The organism is Pantoea anthophila, from assembly GCF_026104315.1.
Classification (GTDB): Bacteria; Pseudomonadota; Gammaproteobacteria; order Enterobacterales; family Enterobacteriaceae; genus Pantoea; species Pantoea anthophila.
Genome location: NZ_CP110473.1, coordinates 3,771,419 through 3,784,260, shown reverse-complemented (window position 1 = coordinate 3,784,260; position 12,842 = coordinate 3,771,419). Strand labels below are relative to the sequence as shown.

At 58.3% G+C, this 12,842-nt stretch carries 12 protein-coding genes; 9 read left to right on the top strand and 3 right to left on the bottom strand.

Going from position 1 to position 12,842, the window contains the following annotated elements:
- From hemX to hemC, 3 genes are read right to left on the bottom strand one after another with little or no spacing between them, the layout of a single operon-like run.
- The gene (gene hemX, locus OJ965_RS20120) at positions 1-1,134 is read right to left on the bottom strand and encodes a uroporphyrinogen-III C-methyltransferase (protein WP_009088438.1); all 1,134 of its coding nucleotides are present in this window, start codon (positions 1,132-1,134) and stop codon (positions 1-3) included.
- A gap of 24 nt (positions 1,135-1,158) precedes the next feature.
- Positions 1,159-1,887 carry a uroporphyrinogen-III synthase gene (gene hemD, locus OJ965_RS20115; protein WP_009088439.1) on the bottom strand — a complete coding sequence of 243 codons (729 nt, stop codon included), beginning with the start codon at positions 1,885-1,887 and terminating at the stop codon, positions 1,159-1,161.
- Entirely contained in the window at positions 1,884-2,825 is a 942-nt protein-coding gene (gene hemC, locus OJ965_RS20110) for a hydroxymethylbilane synthase (protein ID WP_265137617.1), read from the bottom strand. The genes hemD and hemC overlap by 4 nt, the downstream gene beginning before the upstream one ends.
- Before the next feature lie 317 nt (positions 2,826-3,142).
- Here hemC and OJ965_RS20105 point away from each other — a divergent pair, with 317 nt between their 5' ends.
- The 9 genes from OJ965_RS20105 (at position 3,143) to corA (ending at position 12,749) form a co-directional block, all read left to right on the top strand.
- The gene (locus OJ965_RS20105; protein ID WP_009088443.1) at positions 3,143-5,701 is read left to right on the top strand and encodes a class I adenylate cyclase; all 2,559 of its coding nucleotides are present in this window, start codon (positions 3,143-3,145) and stop codon (positions 5,699-5,701) included.
- Between the two features lie 147 nt (positions 5,702-5,848).
- Positions 5,849-6,049, top strand: coding sequence for an LPS translocon maturation chaperone LptM (gene lptM, locus OJ965_RS20100; RefSeq protein WP_009088446.1), 201 nt, complete (start codon positions 5,849-5,851; stop codon positions 6,047-6,049).
- Positions 6,050-6,077: 28 nt separating this feature from the next.
- Complete coding sequence (gene dapF / locus OJ965_RS20095; RefSeq protein WP_009088448.1) at positions 6,078-6,902, top strand: diaminopimelate epimerase; 825 nt, start codon at positions 6,078-6,080, stop codon at positions 6,900-6,902.
- Positions 6,899-7,603, top strand: coding sequence for a DUF484 domain-containing protein (locus tag OJ965_RS20090; protein ID WP_009088449.1), 705 nt, complete (start codon positions 6,899-6,901; stop codon positions 7,601-7,603). The genes dapF and OJ965_RS20090 overlap by 4 nt, the downstream gene beginning before the upstream one ends.
- Positions 7,600-8,505 carry a tyrosine recombinase XerC gene (gene xerC / locus OJ965_RS20085; RefSeq protein ID WP_058958097.1) on the top strand — a complete coding sequence of 302 codons (906 nt, stop codon included), beginning with the start codon at positions 7,600-7,602 and terminating at the stop codon, positions 8,503-8,505. The genes OJ965_RS20090 and xerC overlap by 4 nt, the downstream gene beginning before the upstream one ends.
- Positions 8,502-9,218, top strand: a complete 717-nt coding sequence (gene yigB / locus OJ965_RS20080) for a 5-amino-6-(5-phospho-D-ribitylamino)uracil phosphatase YigB (RefSeq protein ID WP_009088454.1) — start codon at positions 8,502-8,504, stop codon at positions 9,216-9,218. Before xerC ends, yigB begins: the two co-directional genes overlap by 4 nt.
- 112 nt (positions 9,219-9,330) lie before the next feature.
- Positions 9,331-11,493: a DNA helicase II gene (uvrD, locus tag OJ965_RS20075; RefSeq protein ID WP_009088456.1), complete on the top strand. Its 2,163-nt coding sequence runs from the start codon at positions 9,331-9,333 to the stop codon at positions 11,491-11,493.
- Positions 11,494-11,560: 67 nt separating this feature from the next.
- Positions 11,561-11,617, top strand: a complete 57-nt coding sequence (ysgD, locus tag OJ965_RS21355; protein WP_350769477.1) for a YsgD/CorL family protein — start codon at positions 11,561-11,563, stop codon at positions 11,615-11,617.
- 178 nt (positions 11,618-11,795) lie between these two features.
- Entirely contained in the window at positions 11,796-12,749 is a 954-nt protein-coding gene (gene corA, locus OJ965_RS20070) for a magnesium/cobalt transporter CorA (RefSeq protein WP_009088458.1), read from the top strand.
- Positions 12,750-12,842: the final 93 nt, after the last annotated feature.

Sequence of the window (12,842 nt, the reverse complement as noted above, 5' to 3'; positions counted from 1 at the left end):
TTAGCCTCCCTGCTGAGTGGCAGCGGCAGAGGGCTGTGCTAACAGGTTCCGCACACGGGTCTGCATCAGCTGTTCCAGCAACGGCTGGCTTTCCAGCGTGTCAGGCAGATCCATATTGATGTTCTGCTGGCTCAGCTCATCCAGCTGGGCAAGGAAGGCTTTCGTTGCCGCATCGTTAGTGTCATACCAGGCACGAACCCAGGCGGAGACGGTATCGATAGATTGTTTGTAAATCTCATCCTGATGACGCGGCACAGCCTGCGCTGCGATCAGCAGACGCGAGCGGATATTCTCCCGCAGATAGACATCCTGATTCGGGGCCAGCAGCGGCTGAGCGGTGTTATCGCGGCGGCGGATGGTAATAAAGTCATCCATAAAGTTGTGCCAGCTCTTCACCAGGTTCTGACGCCATTCGCGCACGGAACCCGACAGTTCGCCGCCATCGCTGTCCATCGGCGCATCATCACTGTCGTTGTCTGCCAGACGCAGATTATCGACGTTGTTCGACAGCTGATTCAGCTTGAGGATCACGCCGTCATAATCGACCTGCGTCACGGAGGAGAGATTGCTGATATCCTGGGTCAGGGCGCGACGCACGTTCATTACGCTGGGATCGTTCATGTCGGCCAGGCTGGCATCGGCGCTTTTCAGCAGCGCAGCGGCGGTCGTGACATCCTGATCGCTCCAGAGCTTGCGGCCAGCCAGCTTCACCAGATAATCGGCCTGGGCCAGCAACCAGCTGCGCACGTCATTGCCGGAAATCACGGCCATTTTTTCACGCAGGGTTTCCAGCTCTTTGGCTGACGCGTTCTGCTGAGCCTGTGCCGTCTGCAGTGCGGTTTCAGCGCCGCTCAGCTGCTGAGTCAGCTGCTGTTTGTCGCTGCTGGCCTGCTGCTGCAGCGCACTCAGCTGGTCACTCAGCTTCTGATTGGTCTGTGCCTGTAAATCAGCCTGATGTTTCCCGTAAAGGTATAAACCTGCACCCATCGCCAGCGCAATGACGATCGCCACTGCCCCCAGCGCCATGCCACCTTTATTCGCATTGCGCGGAGGCGTGTCGTTGCTGGAGAGAGAGCGGTCGACCGCTGGGGTGGTTTCTTCAACCATGGCGGAGGAGTCTTTTTGTTCCGTCATATGTGGCACATCCCATTGTTAAGTTCATCGTAACGCGCGCAGCAGCGCATCGTTATCGGCACCATCGGCTACCTGAATATCCTGCCAACCCAATCCTGCGGCCAGGGTAGCCAAACGTTCACTGACGACAATCAGTCGGCAGTTGAGCAGCCATTCCTCGCGATCGACTGCGGGGAACAGCGAAAAGAGCTGTTGTAACATTTCACCGCTGGTGACCACCAGTACCGAGACGCCGCGATCGCGCCAGCGGCGGCCTTCGACCGGTCCGTCGTAATGCTTCTGACAGCGCTGATAACAGGCAGCAAACGTCACCTCAGCACCACGCCGGGTTAATGTCTCTGCCAGCAATTCGCGTCCGGGGTCGCCGCGCAGGATTAGCGCACGTTTACCGGTAATCTGCTGCAGCGTATTCAGCTGAATCAGTTCTTCACTGGTTTCATGAGCATGGGGCCATGTTACCTGCCGGCCGCTGGCGGTGTGAAACGCCAGCGCAGTGCTGCGACCAATTGCATAATAGTCCAGCTCGCCGGGCCATGCTTTGATCGCGTGCTGCGCGTAGTGAATAACCTGCTGAGAAAGAATGAAAACCATGTCCCCCGGGCGGAGGGCGGCGAGCTTCTGAGGCAGAAAGGGGAGGTCCGCGCCCGGTGCGAACTCGATTAGCGGCAGGCTCCACGCCTGCCTGCCAAGGGCATGCAGGCGTGACACCAGCTCTGCCGCGGCGGGTTCCGGGCGCGTCACCAGAATGGTCATGCCGGTGGCTGCCCCTGGTAAACGTCCTGCAGAATCTCACGGGCGCCACCGTCCAGCAGCTCGTCGGCCAGGGAAATGCCCATCTCGCGGGCCTGATCCCGCGGACCACGACGCTCGCCGCTGACCATTACATGACCATCCGGTGCACCGACCATGCCGCGCAGCCAGAGTTCATCGCCTTCCAGCACGGCGAAACTGCCGATAGGCACCTGACAACCCCCTTCGAGACGGGTATTCATGGCGCGTTCCGCTCTGACACAGACTTCCGTGTCGTCGTGATTCAGCGCCTGCAGCAGGCCGATCAGGGTGGTGTCATTCAGACGGCATTCAATACCGACTGCGCCCTGGCCCACGGCGGGTAAGGAGACTTCAGCAGGCAGGGCCTGACGAATACGATCTTCCAGCCCCAGACGTTTCAGCCCGGCAACGGCGAGAATAATCGCGTCATATTCACCGGCATCCAGTTTGCTCAGACGGGTGCCCACATTGCCCCGCAGCGAGCGGATCACCAGATCCGGGCGGCGAGCGCTAATCTGGCACTGACGACGCAGGCTGGAGGTGCCGACAATAGCACCCTGAGGCAGCGCGTCCAGGCTGTCATAATGATGAGAAACGAACGCATCGCGCGGATCGTCGCGCTCGCAGATGGTTACGAGGCCCAGACCTTCAGGGAAATCGACCGGCACATCTTTCATTGAGTGCACCGCCATATCGGCCCGGCCATCCAGCATCGCCAGTTCCAGCTCTTTGACAAACAGCCCTTTACCGCCGACTTTCGCCAGCGGCGTATCAAGAATAATGTCACCCTTGGTGACCATTGGCACCAGTTCAACGCGCAGTCCCGGATGGGCGCTCATCAGGCGTTGCTGTACATAATGTGCCTGCCATAATGCGAGCGGGCTTTGTCTTGTAGCAATTCTGAAAATTTTGTCTAACATGCTGTTAACCATTTTTATCGTTCACTGAATATCCTATCATCTCTGGGTGAATACTGTCAGTTTCAACGGATTGAAAACGGCCTGTGAGCGGTTTCAGGCCCGGTTTATCAAGCCATCACGTGGGAACCAGTGCTGAAAAGGCGGGAAGCTGGTAAGAACGTGCTAAACTGTTAAGTAGCGCAACTTTCTTTACGGTCAATCTGCCGGGTGTTAGATTGATCACGTTTCCAGCAATTATCTGCCCACTTTTTTACTTTTATAAGCGGCAGAGCGGGGAAACAGGGTGCTTAAACACTGGGACAATCAGGCGAAACGTCTTGTACCTCTACATTGAGACACTGAAACAGAGACTGGATGCAATCAACCAGCTGCGCGTTGATCGTGCGCTGGCTGCCATGGGACCCGCTTTTCAGCGCGTCTACAGTCTGCTGCCAACCTTATTACATTATCAACATCCGCAGATGCCGGGTTACCTTGAAGGTAACGTTCCACATGGCATCAGCTTTTTCACGCCTGATGAAAACCAGCGTCAGCTGCTGGCCGATCTCACCGGTGACAGCGACCTGCGCCATGCCGATGCGCCGAAAGGCGAAATGCCGATCACGGCGATCTACTCCATGGGCAGCACCTCCTCTGTCGGGCAGAACAGCGTCTCAGATCTCGATATCTGGGTCTGCCATCAATCCTGGCTGGATAATGAAGAGCGCCTGAATCTGCAGCGCAAATGCACGCTGCTGCAGAAGTGGTGCGTCTCGATGGGCGTGGAAGTGAGCTTCTTCCTGATCGACGAGAACCGCTTCCGTCACAACGAAAGCGGCAGTCTGGGCGGTGAAGATTGCGGCTCAACGCAACATATTCTCCTGCTGGATGAGTTTTACCGCACCGCGGTGCGTATGGCGGGTAAACGCCTCCTGTGGAATATGGTGCCGGGCGAAGAGGAGCATCACTACGACGATTACGTGATGTCGCTCTACGCCAAAGGGGTGCTGACGCCCAACGAGTGGCTCGATCTGGGCGGCCTTGGCACCCTGTCGGCGGAAGAGTATTTCGGTGCCAGCCTGTGGCAGCTCTATAAGAGCATCGATTCGCCCTATAAAGCGGTGCTGAAGACCCTGCTGCTGGAAGCCTACAGCTGGGAATACCCGAACACCCAGCTGCTGGCGATGGACATTAAACAGCGTCTGCACGATGGCGAAATCATCTGCTTCGGGCTGGACCCTTACTGCATGATGCTGGAGCGCGTGACGCACTATCTGACCAGCATCGACGATCAGCCGCGTCTCGACCTGGTGCGGCGCTGTTTCTATCTCAAAGTGTGCGAAAAGCTCAGCACGGACGACCATCCGCAGCGCAGCGGCTGGCGTCGCGAAATTTTGTCGCAGCTGGTGAAAGAGTGGGGCTGGAACGACGAGAAGCTCGCTATCCTGGATAACCGCGCCGGGTGGAAAATCGAGCGCGTGCGTGAAGCCCACAATGAACTGCTGGATGCGATGATGCAGAGCTATCGCAACCTGATCCGCTTTGCCCGCCGTAACAATTTAAGCGTGAGCGCCAGCCCGCAGGATATCGGCGTGCTGACCCGTAAATTGTATGCCGCCTTTGAGGCGCTGCCGGGCAAAGTGACGCTGGTGAACCCGCAGATTTCACCCGATCTCTCTGAGCCGAACCTGACCTTTATTCATGTGCCGCCTGGCCGTGCCAACCGCTCCGGCTGGTATCTCTATAATCAGGCGCCGGATATGGATTCGATCATCAGCCATCAGCCGCTGGAATATAACCGCTATCTGAACAAGCTGGTGGCGTGGGCGTGGTTCAATGGCCTGCTGACCCGTAAAACACGGCTGCATATCAAAGGCAATGACACCTGCGATCTGGCGCGCCTGCAGGAGCTGGTTAACGACGTGTCGAGCCACTTCCCGCTGCGCCTGCCTGCGCCGACGCCCAAAGCGCTCTACAGCCCGTGCGAAATTCGGCACCTGGCGATTATCGTGAACCTTGAGCACGATCCGACGGCGGCCTTCCGCAATCAGGTGGTGCATTTTGACTTCCGCAAACTCGATGTCTTCAGCTTCGGTCAGCAGCAGCAGTGTCTGATTGGCAGCATTGACCTGCTCTACCGTAACTCATGGAATGAGGTGCGAACCCTGCACTTCAGCGGTGAACAGGCGATGATCGAGGGACTGAAAACCATTCTGGGCAAGATGCACCAGGATGCCGCACCGCCAGACACGGTAGAAGTCTTCTGCTACAGCCAGCATCTGCGCGGTCTGATTCGCACGCGCGTTCAGCAACTGGTGTCCGAGTGCATTGAGCTGCGCCTCTCCAGCACGCGTCAGGAGCCTGGCCGCTTCAAGGCGCTGCGTATGGCTGGCCAGACCTGGGGACTCTTCTTTGAACGCATGAGCGTCTCCGTGCAGAAGCTGGAAAACGCGGTGGAGTTTTATGGCGCGATCTCCAATAACAAGCTGCACGGGCTGTCGATCAAAGTCGAAACCAACCAGACGCCGCTGCCGCCGGTGGTCAACGGCTATGCCAGCGAAGGCATTATTCAGTTCTTTTTCGAGAACACGACGGACGACCAGGGCTTCAACATCTATATCCTGGATGAGTCCAACCGGGTTGAGGTTTACCATCACTGCGAAGGCAGCAAAGAGGAGCTGGTGCGCGACGTCAGCCGGTTCTACTCCTCCTCGCACGATCGCTTTACCTACGGGTCGAGCTTCATCAACTTTAACCTGCCGCAGTTCTACCAGATAGTGAACACCGGCGAGCGTTTTCAGGTGATACCGTTCCGCAGTCAGACGCTGACCCAGCTCTGCACCAGCCAGCCTGACAACGACAACAGCGACTATCAGCCTCGCTATCAGGTGCACTGATGCCGACCGGCTGCCTGCGCTCAGCAGGTGGCCGCGCGCTTCCTGACCGCTTATCAGGTTCACGCTATTTGCGGGGATTTCCTGTTGCTTTTCCACCTTCAACTGCGATGATAAGCATCCAGGTAAAGGACATAAAGAGCATAAAGAATGAAGAAAGTGATAAGCCTGTTTGCCATGACACTGGCAGTAATCAGCCTTGCAGGTTGTGGTCTGAAAGGGCCGCTTTACTTCCCGCCGAAGGATCAGCCGAAGAAACAACAAGCGCCGACCGAACGCCAGAAAGCGGACGCCTCTAAAGCCGATGTGGGCGGGCTGGTAACCGGCAATTCAGGCGTAAAAGCGAACTAATCTGATGGCTTACCCGGCGGAGCAAAAAATGCAGTTCTCCAAAATGCACGGTCTCGGCAACGATTTTATGGTTGTGGATGCGGTGACGCAAAACGTCTTCTTTTCGCCGGAATTGATCCGCCGGCTGGCCGATCGTCATCTGGGGATCGGCTTCGATCAGCTGCTGATTGTTGAACCGCCCTACGATCCCGATCTCGATTTCCACTACCGCATTTTCAACGCCGACGGCAGCGAAGTGGCTCAGTGCGGTAACGGCGCACGCTGCTTTGCCCGCTTTGTGCAGCTGAAAGGGCTGACCAACAAAAGCGATATCCGGGTCAGTACCCAGAATGGCCGCATGGTGTTAACCGTGACGCCGGACGATCAGGTGCGCGTAAACATGGGCGAACCGAACTTTGAGCCGCAGCAGGTGCCGTTCCGTGCCAATAAAGCGGAAAACCTCTATCTGCTGCGCGTGGCCGAACAGACGGTGATGCTGGGCGCGGTGTCGATGGGCAATCCGCACTGCGTGATTCAGGTTGAAAGTGTGAAAACCGCACAGGTTGAACTGCTGGGTCCGATTCTGGAAAGCCATGAGCGCTTCCCGGAGCGGGTCAATGTGGGCTTCATGGAGATCGTCAATCCCGAACACATCCGCCTGCGCGTCTACGAACGCGGCGCGGGAGAAACGCAGGCGTGCGGCAGCGGCGCCTGTGCTGCCGTGGCATGTGGCATCCAGCAGGGCATTCTGGCACCCAAAGTGCGTGTCGATCTGCCCGGCGGAACCCTGCATATCACCTGGAAAGGGGCCGGACAGCCGCTCTACATGACCGGTCCTGCGACACACGTCTACGATGGGTTTATTCATCTATGAAAAATATCGAAGAGCAGGCTGACAGTTCGGTTCTGCTGGACGATCAGGCCGTCAGTGATTATCTGCGGCAGAATCCCGATTTCTTTATCCGTAACGCCCGCGAAGTGGAACAGATGGCCGTGCCGCATCCGGTTCGCGGCAGCGTCTCGCTGGTGGAGTGGCATATGGCGCGTCAGCGCAACCACATCCAGCGGCTGGAAGAGGAGATCACGCTGCTGATGGAGCAGGCCAGCGCCAACCATGAGCTGTTTGATCGTCTGCTGTCGCTGGAGAGCCATCTGGCCGCGGCTGACTCGCTGCAGGATATGCTCAACCGGCTGCATCGCTGGGCGCGAGAGCTGGGGCTGGCGGGTGCCAACGTGCGGCTGTTCAGCGATAAATGGCTGCTGGGCGCCCCCTCCGATTTCTTCCAGCTGAGCCTGTCGCGTCAGGCCTTCGAACCGCTGCGTATTCAGCGTTTCGGTCATCAGCATCACTATCTCGGCAACATCAACGGCCCGGAACTGCTGCTGCTGCTGCCGCAGGCTAAAGCGATCGGCTCGGTGGCGATGTCGCTGATGGGCGAAGCGGGCGACCTCGGCGTGCTGATTTTCAGCAGCCGCGACAGCCAGCACTATCAGTCAGGCATGGGAACGCTGCTGTTGCAGCACCTGTCACAGATGATGCCAGGTCTGCTGTCGCGCTGGGTTGAACGCGCATGAGCAGCGCGCTGCAGGAGGCCGTTGACGGATTTCTGCGCTTCCTGAAAGTGGAACGCCAGTTAAGTCCGCTGACCCAGAGCAGCTATGCGCGCCAGCTCGCTGCGCTGGTCGCGATTGCGGATGAGATGAAGCTCAGCAGCTGGGCCGCGCTGGAGCCGGCCCAGGTGCGCAGTATGGCGGCGCGCAGCCGCCGCGCCGGACTCTCGGCCAGCAGCCTTGCGCTGCGTCTCTCCGCCCTGCGCAGTTTCCTGGACTGGCAGGTCAGTCAGGGTATGCTCGCCGCTAACCCCGCCAAAGGGGTGATGACGCCGCGTAAAGCGCGCCATCTGCCGAAGAATATCGACGTTGACGAAGTGAATCAGCTGCTGGAGATCGATCTCAGCGATCCGCTGGCCGTTCGCGACCGGGCGATGCTGGAGGTGATGTATGGCGGCGGGTTGCGTCTCTCTGAACTGGTCAATATGGATTGCCGCCACGTTGACCTCGATTCCGGTGAGGTGTGGGTGGTGGGTAAGGGCAGTAAAGAGCGCCGGGTGCCGATTGGCCGCACGGCGGTGACCTGGATCGAACAGTGGCTGCCGCTGCGTGAGACCTTCGGCTGTCAGGATGATGCGCTGTTTCTTTCAACGCGCGGCAACCGCATCTCACCGCGCAGCGTGCAGAAGCGCTTCGCCGAATGGGGCATTCGTCAGGGCGTCGCCAGTCATATCCATCCGCATAAGCTGCGTCACTCCTTTGCAACGCATCTGCTGGAATCCAGCGGCGATCTGCGCGCCGTGCAGGAGCTGCTGGGGCATGCGAACCTGTCGACGACCCAGATCTATACCCATCTCGACTTCCAGCATCTGGCTTCGGTGTATGACGCCGCGCATCCCCGCGCCAAACGAGGAAAGAACGAATGAAGTTTTATCGTCCGCTGTCGGCCATCAAAGCCATGACTTTCGACCTTGATGACACGCTTTACGATAACTACCCGGTGATCCGCCGCACCACGCTGGAGTCTCATGCCGCGTTACAGGCTTTTCATCCGGCGCTGCGCGACTTTACGCCGCAGGATTATCAGCAACTGCGTGATGAGCTGTTGCAGCGAGAGCCCGACATCTTTCACGACGTTTCGGAGTGGCGCCGCCGTTCGGTTGAGCTGGCGATGCTGAATATCGGCCTCTCTGCGGCGGAAGCCACGGCGGGCGCCGCAGAGGTGATGGCGGTCTTCCACCAGTGGCGGAGTCAGGTTGTGATGCCGGAGGAAACCCATCAGACGCTGAAAGCGCTGGCGGAGAAGGTGCCGCTGGTGGCGATCACCAACGGCAACGCCAGCCCGGAAAAAATGGGTATTGCCGGCTATTTTCAGTTCACTCTGCGCGCCGGGCCCGACGGGCGCGCCAAGCCGTGGCAGGATATGTATCAGCTGGCGGCGCAGCGTCTTGCTATCGCCCCCCACCATATCCTGCATGTGGGCGACGATCTCACCACTGACGTGGCGGGTTCGCTGCGCGGCGGGCTGCAGGCGTGCTGGATTAACCTGCGGCAGGGCAACCTGATGCATATCCCGGACGCGCGCCTGTTGCCGCATGTCGAAATTTCGCGGTTGGCATCACTCACCTCACTGCTATAATGGCTGTAAATTTATCCAGTCGTTGCCGCTTTCAGCTTTGCCGCCCGCCTTGCCTGTGGCAGGCGCAATACCGCGCGCGATGACGGCGTTTTCTCTTTGGTAACCGGTGCTTATGGACGTTTCTGAACTGCTCGATGGGTTAAATGACAATCAGCGTGAGGCCGTAGCGGCCCCGCGCAGTAACCTGCTGGTGCTGGCAGGCGCGGGCAGTGGCAAAACGCGGGTGCTGGTGCATCGCATCGCCTGGCTGATGTCGGTAGAGAACTGTTCACCCTATTCCATTATGGCGGTGACCTTTACCAACAAAGCGGCGGCGGAGATGCGTCACCGTATTGAGCAGCTGATTGGCACCAGCCAGGGCGGGATGTGGATCGGCACCTTCCACGGTCTGGCGCATCGCCTGCTGCGTGCTCATCACCTTGACGCCGGTCTGCCACAGGACTTTCAGATCCTCGACAGCGAAGATCAGCTGCGCCTGCTTAAGCGCCTGATTAAATCGATGAACCTGGATGAGAAGCAGTGGCCTGCACGTCAGGGCATGTGGTACATCAACGGCAAAAAAGATGAAGGCCTGCGGCCAAAGCATATCGAAAGCTACGGCAATCCGATCGAGCAGACCTGGCTGCGCATCTATCAGGCCTATCAGGAAGCGTGCGACCGCGCCGGTCTGGTTGACTTTGCCGAGCTGCTGCTGCGCGCGCATGAGTTATGGCTCAACAAGCCGCACATTCTGAATCACTACCGCGAACGCTTCACCAACGTGCTGGTGGATGAGTTCCAGGATACCAACAACATTCAGTATGCCTGGATTCGGATGCTGGCGGGTGACAGCGGCCGGGTAATCATCGTGGGTGACGATGACCAGTCGATCTACGGCTGGCGTGGCGCGCAGGTCGAAAATATTCAGCGCTTCCTGCAGGATTTTCCCGGCGCGGAAACCATCCGTCTGGAGCAGAACTATCGCTCCACCAATAACATCCTGAAAGCCGCCAACGCCCTGATCGCCAATAACAATGGCCGGCTGGGTAAAGAGCTCTGGACCGACGGCAGTGATGGGGAACCGATCTCTATCTACTGCGCCTTCAATGAGCTGGATGAAGCGCGCTTCGTGGTTAACCGCATCAAGGTCTGGATGGAGAACGGCGGGGCGCTCAATGACTGCGCCATTCTCTACCGCAGTAACGCCCAGTCGCGCGTGCTGGAAGAGGCGCTGCTGCAGAGCAGCATGCCCTACCGGATTTATGGCGGCATGCGCTTCTTTGAACGTCAGGAGATCAAAGATGCGCTCTCCTATCTGCGTCTGATCGCGAACCGCAATGACGACGCGGCGTTTGAGCGTGTGGTCAATACCCCGACGCGCGGCGTGGGCGATCGGACGCTCGACGTGGTGCGTCAGACCGCCCGCGAACGTCAGATGACACTGTGGCAGGCGACGCGCGAACTGCTGCAAACCCGTGCGCTGGCTGGCCGGGCCGCCTCGGCGCTGCAACGCTTCTGTGAGCTGGTCGATTCCCTGGCAACCGAAACCGCCGAATTACCGCTTCATGTTCAGACCGATCGGGTGATCAAAGACTCCGGTCTGTGGCTGATGTATGAGCAGGAGAAAGGCGAAAAGGGTCAGGCGCGAATCGAAAACCTTGAGGAGCTGGTGACGGCAACCCGCCAGTTCAGCTATCAGGACGAAGATGAAGATCTGATGCCGCTGCAGGCGTTTTTATCTCATGCGGCGCTGGAAGCGGGCGAAGGTCAGGCGGACAAATGGCAGGATGCGGTTCAGCTGATGACGCTGCACTCGGCAAAAGGGCTGGAGTTCAGCCAGGTCTTCATCGTCGGCATGGAAGAGGGGATGTTCCCGAGCCAGATGTCGCTTGATGAGGGGGGCCGGCTGGAAGAGGAGCGTCGTCTCGCTTATGTCGGCGTCACCCGAGCGATGCTCAAGCTGACGCTGACCTACGCTGAAACCCGCCGACTCTATGGTAAGGAAGTGTATCACCGCCCTTCCCGTTTTATCGGTGAGCTGCCCGAAACGTGCATTGAAGAAGTGCGGCTGCGCGCCAGTGTCAGTCGTCCGGTCAGCCATCAGCGGATGGGGGCACCGGTGACCAAAAATGACAGCGGATTCTCGCTGGGCCAGCGTGTTCATCACGCCAAATTTGGTGAAGGCACCATCATTAACCTGGAAGGCAGCGGCGAGCACAGCCGCCTGCAGGTGGCGTTTCAGGGGCAGGGAATCAAGTGGCTGGTGGCGGCTTACGCGAAGCTGGAAACGCTTTAGCGTGCGGTTGACGGCTTTTTCGTCTCAGCGTAACATGCGCCCACTATTATCATGAGAGGACAACGCCTTGGACACGCCCAGTCGATGCTGGCTCAATGACCTGGATACCAGGCATAACATCTAAGGCTACCTCTTTACGCGGGTAGCCTTAGCGGTTATCAGCGACCTCCCTTTTTGATCCCGTCGCACGAGTCAGCACTGATTTACCTTTGAAACTCTGTTTCCGTGTTCAGGCCGCCCGTTCTGTGTTGAAGAACGGCGGATTGCCTTGTCCCATTTAGTCTGCAATGGGGAGTATTGCTATGCTGAGCGCATTTAAACTGGACCACAGCCGCCTGACGCGACTGGAGCTGGAAGACGAAAACGACAAACTGACCACCTCCGTCTGGGTCGATCTGATCGAGCCGGAAGAGGGCGAGCGTGACCGGGTGCAGTGTGAGCTGGGCCAGAGCCTGGCAACCCGACCTGAGCTGGAAGATATCGAGGCGTCGGCGCGCTTCTTTGAAGATGAAGATGGTCTGCACATCCACTCCTTCTTCTTTTATGAAGATGCGGACGATCACGCCGGTAACTCCACCGTGGCGTTCACCATCCGTGAAGGCCGCCTCTATACCCTGCGCGAACGCGAACTGCCCGCTTTCCGTCTCTACCGCATGCGCGCCCGAAACCAGACCCTGATCGACGGCAACGCGTTTGAGCTGCTGCTCGACCTGTTCGAAACCAAAATCGAACAGCTGGCGGATGAGATCGAAAACATCTACAGCGCGCTGGAGAAACTCAGCCGGGTGATTATGGAAGGTCAGCAGGGCGAAGAGTACGATCAGGCGCTGTCACGCCTGGCAGAGCTGGAAGATATCGGCTGGAAAGTGCGTCTCTGCCTGATGGATACCCAGCGCGCCCTGAACTTCCTGGTGCGCAAAGCGCGTCTGCCGGGCAACCAGCTGGAGCAGGCGCGTGAAATCCTGCGCGATATCGAGTCGCTGCTGCCGCACAACGAATCGCTGTTCCAGAAGGTCAACTTCCTGATGCAGGCCGCGATGGGCTTTATCAACATCGAGCAGAACCGCATCATCAAGATCTTCTCGGTGGTCTCCGTCGTCTTCCTGCCGCCGACGCTGGTGGCCTCCAGCTACGGGATGAACTTCGAGTTTATGCCGGAACTGAAGTGGAGCTTTGGCTATCCGGCGGCGATTGGCCTGATGATCCTGGCGGGTCTGGCACCCTATCTCTACTTCAAACGTAAAAACTGGCTGTAAAACGTTCCGGGCCATCATCGATGGCCCGTTCTGCTGGCTCCTGTCGCCATTTCTGCGTACTCTGTCCCCCTTGTTTTTACAAATAATTAACTT